This is a genomic window from Curtobacterium sp. VKM Ac-2889 (genome assembly GCF_015350855.1).
GTDB classification, from domain to species: domain Bacteria; phylum Actinomycetota; class Actinomycetes; order Actinomycetales; family Microbacteriaceae; genus Curtobacterium; species Curtobacterium poinsettiae.
The window spans coordinates 202,262-220,126 of the sequence record NZ_JADKSC010000001.1; the positions used below are offsets into that span (position 1 = coordinate 202,262).

Sequence of the window (17,865 nt, forward strand, 5' to 3'; positions counted from 1 at the left end):
CGCGACCCGCGTCCGGGGGCCTCTGACGTTGGCACTAACGTCTTCCTGGGAGGTATCGTGCGAGCATGACTCAGAATCTCGAAATCATCCACGAAGCGCCAGCGGTGCAGATTGCCGGTCGGCCAGACAACGTCGCCGTCATCGACTACGACCGGGTCCGCGCGGCCATCGACCTTGCGATTTCCGCGGTGCCGTCGGAACTCGATCGTCTGCAAGAGATGTCGGGCAAGGACCGATCGGACACACTTGAGGAAGCCGTCCGCAGCCTCTCCGACGCCGTCGCCTCGCTGGCTGGTGAGCTGCTCTCCGTCGCACGAGCAGTCAAGTTCGGACGGATTGCGGTCACGAACTTCCCCGAAGCAGACTGACAAGCGCCAGCGGCAGTGTGCACGGCTCCAGCGCCTCGAACCGGGGGGCACCTTGCTCGCTGTGTGCACCGCTGTGTGCACCTAGAAACGCGAGAACCCCGGTCATACCATCCAAAAGACGGGGATGACCGGGGATTTCCTTCGGAGCCGCCTGTCGGAATCGAACCGACGACCTATTCATTACGAGTGAATCGCTCTACCGACTGAGCTAAGGCGGCGCACACTCCATGTCCGGAGTGGCACGAGCAATGACTATACAGGTTCAGACGAGTGAACGCGAAACCAGCACGCCGAGCTCGGAGAAGGACCGTTCGAGTTCGTCGACCAGGTGGGTTCCGGCCTCGGAACCCGACCACTCCCACCACGCGTGGCGCAGGGCGGCGAGGGCGACGATGGCCGCGAGACCGGCGCGGCGACGGAGCGCATCGGCGTCCGCGGCGAGCTCGGGGTCGGCGCGCTCGAGCCGACGTGCGACGGCAGCCTGCAGTTCCGCCTGGAACTCCTTCATCGACGCCATCCGCCGGCTGAACAGCTCCGGGTTGGCGCGGAGGACCTGCTGCCGCTCCTCGATGAGTCCACGTTCCTCGATCAGTTCGCGCGTGGAGTGCACGAGCAGGGTGCCGATGTCAGCGAGCAGTTCACCGTTCGGCCCCCCGGCGACGAACGTCTGCAACGCCTGGTCGTCCGGCAGCTGCGGGTCGTCGCCGAGGATCGCCTGTTCCTTGCTCGGGAAGTAGTTGAAGAACGTCCGGGGCGAGACGTCGGCACGGCGGGAGATCTCGTCCACCGTCACCGCGCCGAGGCCGTCCTCGATGGCGATCCGGAGCGCAGCCTGCTGGATGGCGCGCCGGGTGGCGCGGCGCTTCCGTTCGCGCAGGCCGGGTTCAGCGTCGGGCATGCCGTGATTCTCGCATGCCCGGCCTCAGCGGCGGGCGCGTGCGATCGTGACGAGCAGCGCTTCGAGGGCCAGCAGTGCCGCGACGTTCGCAGCGATGCGCTGACGCGCCAGGGCCACGGCGTCCAGCACCTGGAGCGCGGCGGCGGGCGGGGTCGTCGGCAGTGCGTGCTCGAGCTGCTCACGCATGGCCAGGTTGACCGGTTCCGCCGGAGCACCGAGCCCCATCAGGAGCAGGTCGCGGTACAGGGACGAGACGTCCACCAGGATCCGGTCGAGCCCGTCGCGCAGGCTCCGGGTCGCTCGGCGTTTCTGGTCGTCCTCGAGCGCACGGAGCTGCGACCGGAGTGCCGGCGGGATCGTCCCGCCCGGCTCGACACCGAGCGAGCGCAGGGCCGCGTCGCGTTCTTCCGAGTCGCGCTGCTCGGTGATGGACTTGGCGTCTTCGTCGGCGACGGCGAGGAGCTCGGCGGCAGCCATGACGGCGTCACCGACGCTCCGCACACCGAGCACGGTGGTCAGGGTCCGGCGTCGACGATCACGGGCCGGCTCGCTCGTGGCCAGGCGCTGCGCCATGCCGATGTGGCTCTGCGCCTGACGAGCGGCGTCCATCGCGAGAGCACGGTCGACACCGGTCCGGGCCACGAGCAGGTCGGCGACGGACTCGATGCCGGGCACACGCAGGCGGACCGAACGGACGCGCGACCGGATCGTCGGCAGCAGGTCGGCTTCACTGGGCGCGCAGAGGATCCACACCGTGCGCTCCGGTGGTTCCTCGAGCGCCTTGAGCAGCAGGTTCGAGGTCCGCTCGGTCATGCGGTCGGCGTCCTCGATGATGACGACGCGGTAGCGCCCGACCGACGGCGAGTAGTACGACGAGGTGACGAGCTGCCGGATCTCGTCGATCGTGATGATCACGCGCTGGGTCGTGAGCACCGAGACGTCGGGGTGGGTCTTCGCGGTGATCTGCCGCAGGGTGTGGTCGTCGTCGGGGCCGTTGCCCACGAGCGCAGCCGCGAAGGCGGTCGCCACGTTCGACCGACCGGACCCGGGCGGGCCGGTGATGAGCCACGAGTGGGTCATGCCGCCGGTACCGTCGGTCGACTCGGCTGCATTGCGCAGCGATGCGACCGCTTCTTCCTGCCCGGTCAGGCCGTCCCACACGCTCACGGGACCATCCTGTCAGTGACCACCGTCACGCTGCGTCGATCCCGACGAGCGGGGCGACCGCGCGACGGACTGCGTCCTGCACGGCATCGGTCGGAGCTGCGGCGTCGACCACGAGGAAGCGTGCGGGCTCGGCGTCCGCCATGGCGAGGAACGCCTGCCGGACGGACTCGTGGAACGCCGCGGCCTCGGATTCGAGGCGGTCGAAGGTGTCCCCCCGTGCCGCGGCCACCCGGGCACGCCCGAGCGTGACGTCGAGGTCGAGCAGGATCGTGAGGTCCGGTGCCAGGCCGTCGGCGGCCCATTCCGAGACCGAGCGGACCTGCTCGGCGCCGAGCCCCCGCGCGACACCCTGGTAGGCGACGGACGAGTCGATGTAGCGGTCCTGCAGCACGACGTCACCGCGTGCGATCGCCGGACGGACGACGGTCTCGACGTGCTGGGCGCGATCAGCCGCGTACAGCAGCGCCTCGGCCCGGGGCGCGATGTGGCCCCGCTCGTGCAGGACCATCTGGCGGATCCGGACGCCGAGGTCGGTGCCACCGGGCTCGCGGGTGCGCACCACCGTCCGGCCGTGCGCACCGAGCCACGCCGAGAGCAGCTCCGCCTGGGTCGTCTTGCCCGCGCCGTCGCCGCCCTCGAGCGTGATGAAGCGACCGGTCACTTCTTCTTGGCCGCCGTCCGACGAGCCGGGGTCTTCTTCTTGACGGGCCCCTTGGCGCGCTTGTCCGCGATGAGCTGGACGGCGCGGGCGTGGTCGACGGCCTCGACGTCCTCGCCCTTCGGGATGGTCGCGTTCGTCTCGCCGTCGGTGACGTACGGACCGAACCGGCCGTCCTTCATCTTGATCGCCTTGCCGGACACCGGGTCGGCGTCGAACTCCTTGAGCGCGGCACTGGCGGTGCGGCCGCCGTACTTCGGCTGTGCGAACAGCTCGAGTGCGCCGGGCAGGTCGATGTCGAAGATCGCGTCCTCGCCGGGCAGGGTCCGGGTGTCGGTCCCCTTCTTCAGGTACGGACCGTACCGGCCGTTCTGCGCCGTGATGTCGTTGCCGGTCTCCGGGTCCTGACCGACGACGCGGGGCAGGTCGAGGAGCTTCAGCGCGGTCTCGAGGTCGACCGTCTGCGGGTCCATCGACTTGAAGAGCGAAGCGGTGCGTTCCTTCGGAGCCGCGGCCTTCTTCGTCGTCTTCTTCGCGGGGGCCTTCTTCGCGGGGGCCTTCTTCGCCGCCGCCGTCTCGCTCGTCGCGGTCGCAGCAGCCGCCTCGTCCGCCGGGGCCTCTGCCGGTGCAGGCGACTCGACGACCTCGCCGGTCTTCGGGTCCACGGTGGGCTCGGGCTCCGGGGCGCGCTCGGTGACGTACGGACCGAAGCGGCCGTCCTTCGCCAGGACTTCCTTGCCGGTCTCCGGGTTGATGCCGACGACGCGGTCGCCGATCACCGGAGCGTCGACGAGTTCCTTCGCCTTCGCGACGGTCAGTTCGTCGGGAGCGAGGTCCTCGGGGACGTTGACGCGCCGGGGCTTCTCGGGGTCGTCGCTCGGCACCTCGATATAGGGACCGTACCGACCGATCCGGAGCGTGAGGCCCGGAGCGAGCTCGACCGAGTTGATCTCGCGAGCGTCGATCTCACCGAGGTTGTCGATGACCGTCCGCAGGCCGCGCTGGTCGTCGTCGCCGCCACCGAAGTAGAAGCCCTTGAGCCAGTCCACCCGGTCGGCGTCGCCGCGGGCGATGCGGTCGAGGTCTTCTTCCATCTCGGCGGTGAAGTCGTACTCCACGAGCTCGCCGAAGTACTCCTCGAGCAGGCGCACCACGCTGAAGGCGATCCAGTTCGGCACGAGCTGCGTGCCGCGGAGCGAGACGTAGCCGCGGTCGATGATCGTCGGGCTGATCGTGGGGTAGGTCGACGGGCGTCCGATCCCCAGCTCTTCCAGCGTCTTGATCAGGCTCGCCTCGGTGAAGCGCGGCGGCGGGGTGGTGTCGTGCCCCTTCGCCTCGACGTCGGTGACCGCGAGGTGCTCGCCCTGGGCCACGTTCGGCAGGGCGACGTCCTGGCCGGCGCGATCGCTGGACTCGTGGCGGTCCTCGTCGCGGCCTTCTTCGTACGCGCTGAGGAAGCCGCGGAAGGTGATGACGGTGCCGGAGGCGGTGAACTCGGCGTCGGTGCCGTTCGCGGTCGACGCGATGCCCTCCACCGACTCGGTGGAGGCGATGCCGAGCACGATCGACGCGGTCGAACCCTTGGCGTCGGCCATCTGCGACGCGATGGTGCGCTTCCAGATGAGGTCGTAGAGACGCCACTCGACACCGGTCAGGGTGCCCTGGAGGTCCTGCGGGGTGCGGAAGGAGTCGCCGGCTGGACGGATCGCCTCGTGCGCCTCTTGCGCGTTCTTGCTCTTGCTCGCGTACAGGCGGGGCTTGTCGGGGACGGTGGCCGAGCCGTAGAGGTCGGCCGCCTGCTTGCGGGCCGCGTCGATCGCCTGCTTCGAGAGCGAGACCGAGTCGGTACGGATGTAGGTGATGTACCCGTTCTCGTACAGCGTCTGCGCGGCACGGGCGGTCTGTCGCGGCGACAGACGGAGCTTGCGCGCGGCTTCCTGCTGGAGCGTCGACGTGGTGAACGGAGCGGCCGGGCGTCGCGTGTAGGGCTTCGAGTCGACGCTGCGGACGGTGGCGTCACCGGCGCGCTCGAGGACGGTCGTCAGCGACGCGGCAGCGGCCTCATCGAGGCGGACGACGTCGCCGCTGAGCGTGCCGCGGTCGTCGAAGTCACGGCCGGAGGCGACGCGGGTGCCGTGGATCCGGGCGAGTCGCGCGGAGAAGGAGGACTCTCCGGCCTTCTCGAACCGGGCGGACAGGTCCCAGTAGTTGGCGGACACGAACGCCAGGCGCTCGCGCTCACGGTCGACCACGAGACGGGTGGCGGCGGACTGCACACGGCCGGCCGACAGTCCGGGGGCGACCTTGCGCCACAGGACCGGCGAGACCTCGTACCCGTAGAGACGGTCGAGGATGCGGCGGGTCTCCTGTGCGTCGACGAGGGCGGTGTCGAGCTCACGGGTGGCTTCCTGCGCGCGCTGGATCGCCTCCTTCGTGATCTCGTGGAAGACCATCCGCTTGACGGGGACCTTCGGCTTCAGGACCTGCAGCAGGTGCCATGCGATGGCTTCGCCCTCGCGGTCTTCATCTGTTGCGAGGTAGAGCTCGTCGGCGTCCTTCAGGGCGCGCTTCAGCTCGGAGACGGTCTTCTTCTTGGCGTCGGACACGACGTAGTACGGCTCGAAGCCGTTGTCGACGTCCACCGAGAACTTGCCGAGGGAGCCCTTCTTGAGCTCGGGCGGCAGGTTCTTCGGCTCGACGAGGTCGCGGATGTGTCCGACAGAGGCCTGGACTTCGTATCCGTCACCGAGGTATTGCGCGATCGTCTTCGCCTTCGCAGGGCTCTCGACGATCACGAGCTTCTTCGTGCCTGGCACGTGTCTCCTTGATCGATGGTGCTGATCGGCCCTGTCCACGAGCGTGTCCGGGTCGACCGGGACATCGGTGACCGCGGGCCGACAGGCACACCATACACATAGTGTTCGGGCGGGTTGCCTGCCGGACCGGCCACCGCGAGCGCGCCGGTGACGAACGGACCGGTGCCCACGACCACGCGGACCCGGGCCGTGGTCGCGAGGAGTTCGCAGGTGTCGAGGGTGGCCCCGTTCGCCGTCGCGATCCGGGTGGCGACCGCGCACGGCTCCCCCGACACGAGCCCGGTGGCGGCCGCAGCGGTCCCGACGGCCGCGGCGTCGGCGGCACCCTGTGCGCGGAGGGCCTGCGTGCGGTGGCCGGCTGCGGCGAGCGCCGTCGACCCGACGAGGACCCCCACGCCGAGGACCGCCACGAGCAGCACGGTCGCCGAGCCCCGTTGACCGTCGGGACGCACCACGTCAGCCCCCTCGGGCCACGGCGCACCCCGTCGCGGTCAGCGGGAGCGCCGCGAAGGGACCGGTCCCGCCGCGCGTGGCGTCGACGCACACCAGGTCGCCGTCGGCCCGGACGACGATCGAGGCCCCCGGGGCGATCCGTTCGGCCGCGGACCGCCCCTGGGAGTCGTCGTCGCGACCGATCGCCCGCGCTGCGGTGGCGGCGGCGAGTTGCAGCCGACCCTGCGCATCGACGACGAGCACCGCCGCGACGAGCGCGGTCAGCACGAGGGCCACCACGGGCAGCGCGACCGCGAACTCGACCGTCACCGAGCCACGCTCACAGCGAGAGCGCGCCACGGACGAGGTCGGTGAGGATGGTCTGGACCTCGCCCGAGCGCATCACCGCGACGAGCACTCCGGCGAAGGCCACGGCGGCGAGGATGACGACCGCGTACTCGGCGGTGGCCGATCCCCGGTCGTCGCGCAGTCGGGCGCGCCACCGTGCGACGAGGGAACGGTGGCGACGGTGGCGGATGGCCCGACGGATGCGGTGGTCGGGAGGTGACGTGGTGCTCATGGAGTCCGTCCTTTCTGTTCGGTGGGACCAGCCTGTCCGGGCTGCGGTGGCGACGACGGTGTCCCGACCGCATCTGTGGAGAGGTCACCCCGGTCCGCCCACCGTGGAGGAGAGGACCCCCACCACCACGGGCACGACCCCCACGAGCACGAACGCCGGCAGGACGCACACCCCGAGCGGCAGCACCAGGCGCACGGCCAGGCGTTCCGCCGCCACGAGCCCGTCGGCAGCGGCTTCGTCGCGGACGTCCTCGGCAGCGCGTCGGAGCAGCCCCGCGGCGGGGACCCCAGCGCGCCGGGCGAGGTCGAGCACCTCCCGCAGACGATCGACGTCCCCCGCGGGTGGGACGGCTGCGGCGGACGCCTCGGCGACGGCCTGCCCGGCGGTGGTCCACGATCCGCCTCCGGCCACCGCCACGGCCCAGGCGTCGAGGAGCACCCCGGGGACGTGGCCGTCGGGCGTCGCGGAACGGACCAGCCGCGCCGTCCACCGTCGTCCGGCGAGGACGAGGGCTGCGGCTGTGCCCGAGCACACCCAGCCGGCCGGCGAACCGACCAGGACCTCGACGGCGCCCGCACCCCAGGCCGCCCCGAGGCCCAACCCGAAGAGCGGCAGCGCGAGGACGACGCGGGCGCTCGTCCGCGGACCGGCCAGGGCGACCCGGATCGCGCGGTCCGAGGCGGCGGCGCGCCGGAGCGCGCCGGCGAGCCCGCGGAGGGTCTCGGCGACGGGTGCTCCCGTCCGGTCCGCGACGCGCAGGACGACGGCGACGTCCTGCTGGGCCGGTCCGCCGGCGCCGGGCAGCCCGCCGACGAGCTGCCACGCTCGCGGCGGCGGGACACCCGCCGCGACCAGCGTCGCCACCCGGTCGAGCACCCCCGCCACCCGAGCGGGGCCGTCAGCGGTGTGTCGGCTCACCGCAGCCCGTCCACCGGGCGCACCTCGAGCCTCCCGTCCGGACCGACGTGCAACGTGCCCACGCCGCCGAGCCGCCGCTGTCCGGCTCGTCGCTCCACGTGCAGGACCAGGTCGAAGGCGCTGACGGCCTGCCGGGCCAGCACCTCGGCACCGAGGCCGGCGAGCGCTCCGAGTGCTTCGAGGCGCGCAGCGACGTCGGCGATGCCGTTGGCGTGCACCGTGCCCGCTCCGCCGTCGTGCCCGGTGTTCAGGGCGGAGAGGAGTTCGCGGACCTCGGCGCCACGGCACTCCCCCACGACGATCCGGTCGGGTCGCATCCGGAGCGCTTCCCGCACGAGTCGGTCGAGACCGAGCGCGCCGACCCCCTCGGCGTTCGCCTGCCGCGCCTCGAGCGCGACGACGTGCGGGTGGGCGATCCGGAGCTCTGCGACGTCCTCCACCGTCACGATGCGCTCGTCGACGGGGACGCTCCCGAGCATCGCCGCGAGCAGGGTGGTCTTGCCGCTGCCGGTCGCACCGGTGACCAGGACGTTCCGGCGCGCGGCGACGGCGTCCTCGACGACCGACCGCGGAACGAACGCGAAGGTCCCGCCGCGTTCGAGGGCGGCGAGCGATGGCCGGTGGACCTGTGGCAGTCGGATCGACACCGCGGTGCCCCCGACCGACACCGGGGCCAGGACGACGTGGACCCGGACACCGTCACCGTGCCGGACGTCCGCGCACGGCGTGGTCTCGTCGACGTGACGACCACCGAGCGCGACGAGGCGGGTCGCGAGTTCGCGGGCACGCGTCTCGGTCAGCCGAGGCTGGACGGCTTCGAGTCCGGTGCCGCGGTCGACCCACGTCCCCACGCCGCCGAGCACCAGGACGTCCGTCACAGCGGCGTCCGCCACCAGGGCCGCGAGTTCCTCGAACTCGACGACCACGGCCGCACGGCGACGTGCCGGCGGTGCGGCGCCGGGCAGGAACGGGGCGGAAGGAGGGGGCGGTGGCGCGAGCGCTGCCGACGCGGACGCAGACGCAGACGCAGACGACGTCAGCGCGTGCGACGCCGACGTGGACGCGGACGAACCACGAGCAAGCGAAGAAAGCGGAGGAGCACGGTGGAGTGGCATACCGCCGACGGTAGGGAACGCTCGAGGGCGCCGATCGGCCGGTCCCCACTTTGTGGACAACACCGAGCTACCCCACCAACGGACCGGTTTGTCCCCCGAAACGGAAAGCCGTACCCCGGTCGATGATCGGACACGGATGCCACCGGGATCACCCACCACCCCTGCTCCCGGCGTCCGGACTGGACGTAGCACCTGCTACGCAAGAACATGCAGAATGCATGCACGAGCATGGACCGGTCTGTCCACGCGACCGGCGTCCCTGTGCGGATCGGGGCACATGCCAGAGCCCGACGAGCGGCCGATGCTCGAGTCAGACCCCGGGAAACAGAAGAGGCGGCACCGGTTGGGGGGAACAGGTGCCGCCTTGACATCGAGGGATTGGGGGGAATCCGATTCGATGCCGCCGGAAACGAGTCCAGCGAGAACTACTGTACCCCACGATCACCCCTCCGGGGCAACCCCGGACACGACCTCCGGGCGTGCCGCACCCCGACCCGGCCGAGGGGTAGTCTCCGGATGCACGCAGGCACCGGCGACGGATGCCACCAGAGGCCGCAACGACGCGAAAGGACATCGATGTCCACTCCGACCCAGACCGACCCCCGAGGCGACGACGGAGCGACGTTCGCGCCGCCACCCGAGTTCGTGGCCGACGCGGTCGCCGGCGAGGACCTCCACCACGCAGCCGCAGCGGACCGCGAGGCCTTCTGGGCCGAGCAGTCCCGGTCCCTGCTCGACTGGCGCACCCCGTTCACGCAGACCCTGGACTGGTCCGGCGCCCCGTTCGCGAAGTGGTTCGCCGACGGCACGCTCAACGTCGCCGAGAACTGCCTCGACCGGCACGTGCGGGCGGGCAACGGCGACCGTGTCGCGATCCACTTCGAGGGTGCCCCGGGCGACACGCGCCGGATCACCTACGCCGAGCTCACCGCCGAGGTGCAGCGCGCCGCGAACATGCTCACCGACCTCGGTGTCGGCAAGGGCGACCGCGTGGTCGTCTACCTGCCGCTCATCCCCGAGGCCGTCGTGACGATGCTCGCCGTCGCCCGCATCGGCGCCGTGCACTCGGTCGTCTTCGGTGGGTTCAGCGCCGAGAGCCTCCGTGCCCGGATCGAGGACGCCGGCGCGAAGCTCGTCGTCACCGCCGACGGTGGCTGGCGGCGCGGCGCCGTCTCACCGCTCAAGCCCGCAGTCGACGAGGCGCTGACCGGCGAGGGCACCGACACGGTGGAGCACGTCCTGGTCGTCAAGCGCGGCGGCAACGACATCGCGTGGAACGACCGCGACGTCTGGTGGCACGACGAGCTGGCGAAGGCGGCGCCGACCCACGAGGCCCAGGCGTTCCCCGCCGAGACCCCGCTGTTCATCCTGTACACCTCGGGCACGACCGGGAAGCCGAAGGGCATCGTGCACACCTCCGGCGGCTACCTGACCCAGGCGGCGTACACGCACAAGAACGTGTTCGACATGCACCCGGAGAAGGACGTCTACTGGTGCACCGCCGACATCGGCTGGATCACCGGCCACTCCTACGTCGTCTACGGCCCGCTCGCCAACGGCGTCACCCAGGTGCTCTACGAGGGCACGCCGGACGAGCCGAAGCCCGGCCGCTGGTGGGACCTGGTCGACGCGTACGGCGTCACCGTCCTGTACACCGCGCCCACCGCGGTCCGTGCGGCGATGAAGGCCGGCCGGCAGATCCCGGAGGCCCGCAGCCTCGAGACCCTCCGCCTGCTCGGCAGCGTCGGCGAGCCGATCAACCCCGAGGCGTGGCAGTGGTACCGGCAGGTCATCGGCCACGACCGCACGCCGATCGTCGACACGTGGTGGCAGACCGAGACCGGCGCGATCATGATCTCCGCCCTGCCCGGCGTCACGAAGCTCAAGCCCGGTGCCGCGCAGACGCCACTGCCCGGCATCGTCGCCGAGATCGTCGACGACGACGGCAACCGCGCCGAACCGGGCGAGAGTGGCTACCTCACCATCACCGAGCCGTGGCCGTCGATGGCGCGCGGGATCTGGAACGACCCGGACCGCTTCGTCGAGACCTACTGGTCCCGGTTCCCCGGCCGCTACTTCGCCGGCGACGGTGCGCGGCTCGACGGCGAGGGCGACATCTGGGTGCAGGGTCGCGTGGACGACGTCATGAACGTCTCCGGACACCGCCTGTCCACCGCTGAGATCGAGTCCGCCCTGGTCGGCCACGAGGGCGTCGCCGAGGCCGCCGTGGTCGGCGCCGCCGACGAGACCACCGGGCAGGCCGTCGTCGCCTTCGTCATCCTGACCGCCGAGGCCGCCGCCGACGTCGACCGCGAGACCGCCGCCGCAGAGCTCCGCAACTGGGTCGGCAAGCGGATCGGCGCGATCGCGAAGCCGCGCCAGGTCGTCATCGTGCCGGAGCTGCCGAAGACACGCTCCGGCAAGATCATGCGGCGACTCCTCCGCGACGCGGCCGAGGGCCGCCGCATCGGCGACACGACGACGCTGGCCGACCCGACGATCATGGCGACCATCGCGGAACTCATGTAGTCCCGGGGACGGAAGCAGGGCCTCCAGTCAGATACAGACTGGAGGCCCTGCTCACGTTCGTTCCGTCGGTCGCTGCCGTCAGGCGGTGAGTTCCACCACCAGCTCCACCTCGACCGGCGCGTCCAGCGGGAGCACGGCGACGCCCACCGCGCTCCGCGCGTGGACGCCGGCGTCGCCGAAGACCTCGCCGACCAGGGTCGACGCGCCGTTCGCGACACCGGGCTGGCCGGTGAACGACGGGTCCGACGCGACGAAGACCGTGACCTTGACGACTCGGGCCACGCGGTCGAGCGAACCGGCGACCGACTGCACGGCGGCCAGGGCGTTCAGCGCGGCGACGCGTGCCTGGGCGGCAGCGGTCTCCGCGTCGACGTCGGCACCGACCTTGCCGGTCACGGGCAGGGTGCCGTCGACGAAGGGCAGCTGACCCGCCGTGTAGACGTACTGGCCCGTCACGACGGCGGGCACGTAGGCGGCGACGGGCGCGGCGACCGCAGGGATCGTCAGGCCGAGTTCGGCGAGTCGGTCCGAGACGCTCATGCGTCGGCCTTGGGGCGCTTCAGGTAGGCGACGAGGCCACCCTCGGGTCCGGTGACGATCTGGACCAGCTCCCAACCCTCGTCCCCGTAGTTGTTGAGGATCGCGGTGGTGTTGTGGATCATCAGCGGCGTGGTGAAGTACTCCCAGCGAGTCATGCGGTTCCTTGCCAGCCTTTCAGTCGGGGGTGTCGTTTAGGCTGCATCCTATGTCTGCCCAGAAGACGTCTGCATCGCGGACCAAGCCCGTCTCAGCAGTCGGCGCCTTCATCGGATTCGTCGGGTTCAGTGCCCTCGCCGGACTGCTCGTCACGATCGGCGTCACGCCGGCCATCGCCGTCGCCGGTGTCACCACGACGTCCACGATCGGTGTGTTCGAGTCCCTGCCGGAGTACATCGAGATCGGTGACCTGCCGCAGCGCAACGAGCTGTACGCGTACTCGGGCGGCAAGTCCGTGCACTTCGCCACCCTGTACGACCAGAACCGCCAAGAGCTGAAGTTCGACCAGATCAGCGACCAGCTGAAGAACGCGGCGATCGACGGCGAGGACAAGCGCTTCTACGACCACGGCGGCGTCGACATGACGTCGCTCATCCGCGCCGGTGTGGGCAGCATCGCGGGCGGCCTCGGCGACTCGGGCGGTGGGTCGACGCTGACCATGCAGCTCGTCCGCAACATCAAGATGAACGAAGCCCTGAACCTCCCCACCAAGAAGGAGCAGGAGAAGGCCTACAACGAGGCCGTCGAACAGACCATCCCCCGCAAGCTCGAGGAGATGAAGCTCGCGATCGGGCTGGCGAAGAAGTACTCCAAGAAGGAGATCCTCACCGCCTACCTGAACATCGCCTACTTCGGCGACCAGACCTACGGCGTGCAGGCCGCGGCGCAGCACTACTACAACAAGAGCGCGACCGACCTGACCCCGGCCGAGGCTGCGTCGCTCATCGCGATCGTGCAGTACCCCGAGGCGCGCAACCTGTCGAACCCGAAGAAGTACGACGCCAACGTCGCCAGACGCAACGTCGTGCTCCGTTCGATGTACGCCCAGAAGAACCTCACCGAGGCCGAGTACCGCAAGGCCCGCCTGTCGAAGCCGGCGGACTACGTGCACCTGACGCAGCCCTCGCAGGGGTGCCGGTCCTCGGTCGGCGACGGCTCGCAGTTCTTCTGCGACTACGCCAAGAAGGTCGTGCTCGAGATGTCGCAGCTCGGCTCCTCGCAGAAGGCCCGCGACACCGCGTGGCGCAACGGCGGCTACAAGATCCAGACGACGCTGAACATCGATCTGAACGCCGAGCAGAAGCGCCTGCTGAACACCTACGACAACAAGGCCGAGACGAACCTGGCCCTGGGGTCGACGCTCAACTCGATCGAGGCCGGTTCGGGGCGCATCATCACGATGGCGCAGAACAAGGACTTCGACGAGTCGCTGAAGTCCGCACCCACGTCGACCAGCATCAACTACAGCGTCGACTACAAGTACGGCAGCTCGGGCGGCTTCCAGACGGGCTCAACGTACAAGCTGTTCACCCTGCTCGACTGGGTCAAGGCCGGACACGGCTTGAACGAAACCGTGAGCGGCGCGGAACGGACCATTTCCCCTTGGACCATTTGTGGGGAAACCGTTGGAACCCCCTTCCCGGTGTCGAACGACGCTCCGGGCGAGGGCGGCAACTGGAGCGTGATGGGAGCCACCGCGGGCTCGATCAACGGTGCGTTCGCCTCGATGGCCCAGAAGCTCGACCTCTGCGACATCCGTGACATCGCGCAGTCGCTCGGTGTCCACCGGGCGGACGGCGGAGAGCTCCAGTACCAGAACCCTTCCGCGATCCTCGGCACGAACGAGATCGCTCCGATGACCATGGCAGCTGCCTACGCCGCCGTCGCGAACAACGGCATCTACTGCAAGCCGATCGCCATCGACGAGATCACCTCCCCGTCCGGCAAGAAGCTGGGCGGTCAGACGAAGGACTGCCAGCAGGCCGTCGATCCGGCCTTCGCCCAGGCGGCCATCTACGCGATGAAGGGCACGATCAGGAGCGGAACGGCAGTGGGCGCGCAGACGCCCGACGGAACCCAGCTGTTCGGCAAGACGGGTACCACCGACGAGGCTGACCAGATCTGGCTCGTCGGTGCGAGCTCGCGAGTCGCCACCGCCTACTGGCAGGGCAACACCGACGGTAAGAAGAACAACCTTCGTCACTACAGCAACGGTGTCGGCGGTACGTACGCCGGAGACCGCGCCAAGGTGTGGCGCGAGGCCATGACCCCGATCAACGCGATCTACCCCGCTGGCCCGTTCACGGACCCACAGCAGACCGCGATCCGCGGCAACGCCAAGGCCCTGCCGAACCTGCAGGGCAAGACGGCGGACGAGGCCCGCGCTGCGATCTCGGGCGCCGGGTTCACCTACGTCGACGGCGGTGCGCGCCCCGGCCCGGGGAACCCCGGTTCCGTGACCTCCACCTCCCCGGCGGCGGGTGCGCTCCTGTCCTCGGGCTCGAGCGTCACCGTCTACACGTCGGACGGCACCCAGGCGACCGTTCCGGAGATCGGCGGCAACTCCCTCGGGGATGCCCGCTCGGCCCTGAACGATGCCGGCTTCACCAACGTCAGCATCACCGATGACTACGCCAAGGGCGGCGGCGGCAAGACCTGCAAGGTCGCCGCGGTCGACCCGGCGATCAGCTCCACGGCAAACAAGGACGACCAGGTGCGGATCAAGCTCTACGGCGACAAGGACGGCAAGGCGCCCAAGGACTGCAAGTGACCCGCAGCCGCGCCGCACTCGGCGTCCTCGCTGCAGGCGCGGCCGTCGGGGCTGCTTCGGCAGCGTGGGGTTCGCTCGTCGAACGTCGCCGCTTCGGGATCCGGTGGGAGACCGTCCCGGTGCTCCCGCGGGGTTCCCGTGACGTGACGGTCCTGCACCTGTCCGACATCCACATGGCCCCGTGGCAGGCCGACAAGCAGCAGTGGCTGCGCGACCTGAGCCTGGTCGAACCGGACTTCATCGTGAACACCGGGGACAACCTCGGCCACGCGACCGCGAACGCTGCCGTGGAGTACGCGCTCGAGCCGTTCCGCGGGGTGCCCGGGGTGTTCGCCTACGGGTCGAACGACTTCTTCGGGCCGTCCCCGCGCAACCCGCTCAAGTACTTCTCGGGCCCGAGCCGGATGCACAAGGCGGCGGAGCCCGTCGGTCTCGACATCGACCGGCAGACGGCGTTCTTCGAGTCGCTCGGCTGGCTCGACCTGAACGACCAGGCGCACGCGATCGAGCTCCGCGGCTCCCGGTTCGAGCTGTTCGGCACCTCGGACGCGCACCGCGACTGGGACCGCCTCGACCTGCTGCCCACCAACGTCGACGAGATGCGCAGCGACGTGCCGTGGTCCGAGGACGAGGACGGCCCCGCTCCCGTCGCGATCGGTGTCACGCACGCCCCATACCGCCGTGTGCTCGACGCGTTCGTGACGCAGGGCGCCGACATCATCTTCGCCGGGCACACCCACGGCGGCCAGGTCGCGGTCCCCGGGGTCGGCGCGCTCGTCACGAACAGCGACCTCCCCCGCCGGTACGCCAGCGGGCTGCACAAGTGGGAGCACCGCAACCACTGGTCTTGGCTCGAGGTCTCGGCCGGTCTCGGAACTTCGATCTACGCGCCCGTCCGGTTCGCCTGCCGACCCGAGGCCGTTGTGGTCACCCTCACCGCGCGGGCTTCCTGAACCGACGCGCCCGGGAGTTCGCCGGATGGTCGTGAGCACCCTGGATCATCGGATACTATTGACTGGTTGCTCCGGTACGGGGTGACCACACCGCGGGGTGTGGCGCAGCTTGGTAGCGCGCCTCGTTCGGGACGAGGAGGTCGCAGGTTCAAATCCTGTCACCCCGACACTGTGTTGAGACAGTACGAAGAAGGCCCTGGTTCTCCGGAACCAGGGCCTTCTGCTTTCCCCGGACACCCTCGACATCGAAGAACCACTCCAGGTCCCGACGTCGGGTCGCCGCGAGTGCGGCGGCGGACCTCGAGCGGCGGGTACGGGTTCGTTCGGCGACGAGTCCGTCAACGCCTCGGGCATGCAGTGCGCGATGTGTCCGGTGGCCCATCGTGCGGCGTGCGACACATCCGCGCGGCACCACGGCCGATACGCTCGCGACCGTCATGGACATCCCCGATCGACTCACTGCCCTCCTCGCGCAGATCGCCGCGCAGTTCCCCGACATCGCCGACGACCCGGTGCTGACGCAGAACCTGGTCGAGAACGTGACGTCGATGATCGCCGAGGCGCACGAGCGCTACGCAGCTGGAGCCGAGGCCAGCGTGGTGAGCAACGCCTACCTCGATCCGGACCACCTGGCGACCGGCAGTCTGCACGCCGAGCAGGCGCAGCACCCGGCCGGTGCCATGCTCGCGGCGGAGATGCTGTTCGACGCCTACCTGCCGGTCTTCGTCGACGAGGTCGGTGCGACGTCCACCGCCGAGGTCCTGCGGGCCACGAGGGCCTTGCACGCCGGCATCTGGAGCCGGTTCCCGGCCGGGGCAGTCGCGTACACGGAGGCACTGCGCCAACGCCTCACCACGGCGCACCTGGACTCCCGCACCCAGATCGCGCGGGACCTGCACGACCGCGTCGCCCACGGCATCCTCGCCGGGTTGCAGCGCCTCGACCTCGTCCTGCTGACGGACCCGCCGTCCGACGAGCGCGCCGACCAGCTCGAGGACGCCGCACGGCTGCTCCGGAGCGCCCTCGGCGACGTGCAGGACCTCGCGGTGAGCCTGCACGCCCGGGTCGGTGACGCGCTGCTCGACGACGCGCTCCGACGGCACGTGCGCGACCTGTTCCCCGACGACGACCGGCTGTCCATCGAGTCGACGGGGACGCCCGCTGCGCTGCCGAACTGGCAGGCCGAGGAAGCGCTGACGATCCTGCTCGAGGCGCTCACGAACCGCAGCAAGCACGCCCCGGGCTCGACGACCTCGGTGCGCTTCGCGTGGTCCGCCGCCGCCGTGGTCGTGACGGTCGCCGACGACGGCCCGGGCTTCGACGTGCAGGGCGACGCCGGCGGTCGCCTCGGGCAGCAGACGATGCGCGAGCGCGCCGCGGTGATCGGCGCTCGGCTCGCCGTCGAGAGCTCCCCGGGCACCGGCACCACCGTCCGCCTGACGATCCCGAAGGGCACCCTGTGACCGTCACCCACGTCGCCATCGTCGACGACCACCGGCTGTTCCGCGAAGGACTCGCCACGATCCTGGCCGCCGTCCCCACGATCCGCGTCGTCGCACACGGCGAACGACCGTCCGACGTCCTCGACTCCCCCGAGGCCGCCGCCATCGACGTCCTGCTCCTCGACGTCGAGCTCGACGGCCCGCCGGCGCGCACCACGATCGCCACCGTGCGCCGCACCCGCCCGGACATCCGCGTCGTGGTGCTCACGATGCACCGCGACGCCGTTCTCCGTCGTACCCTGCTCGACGCCGGTGCGGTCGACTTCGTCACGAAGGACACCCCGAGCCGCGAACTCGTCGACCGCATCGCCCGGGCAGCCCAGGCCGATGCGGCACCCGTCACGTTCCCCGTCGACCTGGTCACCGAGGCCCGTGCCGGCTCACCGTTGAGCGACCGCGAGCTCGAGGTCCTGCGACTCCTCGCCGCCGCGCGCACCAACGCCGAGATCGCCGCCGACCTGCAACTCGCGATCGGCACCGTCAAGCGGCACGTCTACAACGTCTTCCGCAAGCTCGACGTCGGGTCCCGCGTCGGGGCGGTCGCTGCAGCCACGCGCCTGGGCCTGCTCACCTGAGGCACCACACGAACGAGTGAGCAGAAGAAGTCGAGTCACGAGCGGTG

At 70.4% G+C, this 17,865-nt stretch carries 17 protein-coding genes and 2 tRNA genes; 7 read left to right on the forward strand and 12 right to left on the reverse strand.

Going from position 1 to position 17,865, the window contains the following annotated elements; translation table 11 throughout:
• Nucleotides 1–65: 65 nt before the first annotated feature.
• Complete coding sequence (locus ITJ50_RS01000) at nt 66–368, forward strand: hypothetical protein (protein WP_194589746.1); 303 nt, start codon at nt 66–68, stop codon at nt 366–368.
• 145 nt (nt 369–513) lie between these two features.
• On the opposite strand, the gene ITJ50_RS01005 is transcribed toward ITJ50_RS01000, so the two are convergent.
• The 10 genes from ITJ50_RS01005 to ITJ50_RS01050 form a co-directional block, all read right to left on the reverse strand.
• Nucleotides 514–586: transfer RNA gene (locus tag ITJ50_RS01005), tRNA-Thr, on the reverse strand.
• A gap of 44 nt (nt 587–630) precedes the next feature.
• Nucleotides 631–1,266 (reverse strand): TetR/AcrR family transcriptional regulator, encoded by a 636-nt coding sequence (locus ITJ50_RS01010; RefSeq protein WP_017888710.1) that lies wholly within the window; start codon nt 1,264–1,266, stop codon nt 631–633.
• Between the two features lie 24 nt (nt 1,267–1,290).
• Nucleotides 1,291–2,433: a DNA polymerase III subunit delta' gene (locus ITJ50_RS01015; protein WP_017888709.1), complete on the reverse strand. Its 1,143-nt coding sequence runs from the start codon at nt 2,431–2,433 to the stop codon at nt 1,291–1,293.
• Nucleotides 2,434–2,458: 25 nt separating this feature from the next.
• Nucleotides 2,459–3,094 (reverse strand): dTMP kinase, encoded by a 636-nt coding sequence (gene tmk / locus ITJ50_RS01020; protein ID WP_017888708.1) that lies wholly within the window; start codon nt 3,092–3,094, stop codon nt 2,459–2,461.
• Complete coding sequence (gene topA, locus ITJ50_RS01025) at nt 3,091–5,907, reverse strand: type I DNA topoisomerase (protein ID WP_194589747.1); 2,817 nt, start codon at nt 5,905–5,907, stop codon at nt 3,091–3,093. Before topA ends, tmk begins: the two co-directional genes overlap by 4 nt.
• Nucleotides 5,883–6,362: an Rv3654c family TadE-like protein gene (locus ITJ50_RS01030; protein WP_056070758.1), complete on the reverse strand. Its 480-nt coding sequence runs from the start codon at nt 6,360–6,362 to the stop codon at nt 5,883–5,885. Before ITJ50_RS01030 ends, topA begins: the two co-directional genes overlap by 25 nt.
• Nucleotide 6,363: 1 nt before the next feature.
• Complete coding sequence (locus ITJ50_RS01035; RefSeq protein ID WP_161598126.1) at nt 6,364–6,669, reverse strand: TadE family type IV pilus minor pilin; 306 nt, start codon at nt 6,667–6,669, stop codon at nt 6,364–6,366.
• Between the two features lie 10 nt (nt 6,670–6,679).
• The gene (locus ITJ50_RS01040) at nt 6,680–6,919 is read right to left on the reverse strand and encodes a DUF4244 domain-containing protein (RefSeq protein ID WP_071251849.1); all 240 of its coding nucleotides are present in this window, start codon (nt 6,917–6,919) and stop codon (nt 6,680–6,682) included.
• 84 nt (nt 6,920–7,003) lie between these two features.
• Nucleotides 7,004–7,837: a type II secretion system F family protein gene (locus ITJ50_RS01045; protein WP_042538868.1), complete on the reverse strand. Its 834-nt coding sequence runs from the start codon at nt 7,835–7,837 to the stop codon at nt 7,004–7,006.
• Nucleotides 7,834–8,763 carry a CpaF family protein gene (locus ITJ50_RS01050; RefSeq protein ID WP_194589748.1) on the reverse strand — a complete coding sequence of 310 codons (930 nt, stop codon included), beginning with the start codon at nt 8,761–8,763 and terminating at the stop codon, nt 7,834–7,836. Before ITJ50_RS01050 ends, ITJ50_RS01045 begins: the two co-directional genes overlap by 4 nt.
• 765 nt (nt 8,764–9,528) lie before the next feature.
• Between ITJ50_RS01050 and acs the strand changes: the two genes are divergently transcribed.
• A complete protein-coding gene (gene acs / locus ITJ50_RS01055) occupies nt 9,529–11,481 on the forward strand; it encodes an acetate--CoA ligase (protein WP_194589749.1) in 1,953 nt (650 codons plus the stop codon).
• 78 nt (nt 11,482–11,559) lie between these two features.
• Here the strand turns inward: acs and ITJ50_RS01060 are convergent, their stop codons facing one another.
• Both ITJ50_RS01060 and ITJ50_RS01065 read right to left on the reverse strand, forming a co-directional pair.
• A complete protein-coding gene (locus ITJ50_RS01060) occupies nt 11,560–12,021 on the reverse strand; it encodes a RidA family protein (RefSeq protein ID WP_042538874.1) in 462 nt (153 codons plus the stop codon).
• Nucleotides 12,018–12,176, reverse strand: a complete 159-nt coding sequence (locus tag ITJ50_RS01065; RefSeq protein WP_017888699.1) for a DUF4177 domain-containing protein — start codon at nt 12,174–12,176, stop codon at nt 12,018–12,020. The genes ITJ50_RS01060 and ITJ50_RS01065 overlap by 4 nt, the downstream gene beginning before the upstream one ends.
• Before the next feature lie 50 nt (nt 12,177–12,226).
• On the opposite strand from ITJ50_RS01065, the gene ITJ50_RS01070 reads away from it, so the two are divergent.
• The 5 genes from ITJ50_RS01070 (at nt 12,227) to ITJ50_RS17715 (ending at nt 17,818) form a co-directional block, all read left to right on the forward strand.
• Nucleotides 12,227–14,788 carry a transglycosylase domain-containing protein gene (locus tag ITJ50_RS01070; protein WP_052481775.1) on the forward strand — a complete coding sequence of 854 codons (2,562 nt, stop codon included), beginning with the start codon at nt 12,227–12,229 and terminating at the stop codon, nt 14,786–14,788.
• A complete protein-coding gene (locus ITJ50_RS01075) occupies nt 14,785–15,741 on the forward strand; it encodes a metallophosphoesterase (protein WP_194589750.1) in 957 nt (318 codons plus the stop codon). The genes ITJ50_RS01070 and ITJ50_RS01075 overlap by 4 nt, the downstream gene beginning before the upstream one ends.
• 93 nt (nt 15,742–15,834) lie before the next feature.
• Nucleotides 15,835–15,908: transfer RNA gene (locus ITJ50_RS01080), tRNA-Pro, on the forward strand.
• 270 nt (nt 15,909–16,178) lie between these two features.
• On the forward strand, nt 16,179–17,204 hold the full coding sequence (locus tag ITJ50_RS01085) for a sensor histidine kinase (RefSeq protein ID WP_194589751.1): 1,026 nt from the start codon (nt 16,179–16,181) through the stop codon (nt 17,202–17,204).
• Nucleotides 17,201–17,818, forward strand: coding sequence for a response regulator (locus ITJ50_RS17715; RefSeq protein WP_017888690.1), 618 nt, complete (start codon nt 17,201–17,203; stop codon nt 17,816–17,818). Before ITJ50_RS01085 ends, ITJ50_RS17715 begins: the two co-directional genes overlap by 4 nt.
• Nucleotides 17,819–17,865: the final 47 nt, after the last annotated feature.

Excerpts from the sequence above, each read along its gene's own strand:
- ITJ50_RS01000 (WP_194589746.1), top strand. The coding sequence starts at position 66 with ATGACTCAGAATCTCGAAATCATCCACGAAGCGCCAGCGGTGCAGATT.
- ITJ50_RS01010 (WP_017888710.1), bottom strand. The coding sequence starts at position 1,266 with ATGCCCGACGCTGAACCCGGCCTGCGCGAACGGAAGCGCCGCGCCACC.
- ITJ50_RS01040 (WP_071251849.1), bottom strand. The coding sequence starts at position 6,919 with ATGAGCACCACGTCACCTCCCGACCACCGCATCCGTCGGGCCATCCGC.
- acs (WP_194589749.1), top strand. The coding sequence starts at position 9,529 with ATGTCCACTCCGACCCAGACCGACCCCCGAGGCGACGACGGAGCGACG.
- ITJ50_RS01060 (WP_042538874.1), bottom strand. The coding sequence starts at position 12,021 with ATGAGCGTCTCGGACCGACTCGCCGAACTCGGCCTGACGATCCCTGCG.
- ITJ50_RS01065 (WP_017888699.1), bottom strand. The coding sequence starts at position 12,176 with ATGACTCGCTGGGAGTACTTCACCACGCCGCTGATGATCCACAACACC.
- ITJ50_RS01070 (WP_052481775.1), top strand. The coding sequence starts at position 12,227 with ATGTCTGCCCAGAAGACGTCTGCATCGCGGACCAAGCCCGTCTCAGCA.
- ITJ50_RS01085 (WP_194589751.1), top strand. The coding sequence starts at position 16,179 with ATGGACATCCCCGATCGACTCACTGCCCTCCTCGCGCAGATCGCCGCG.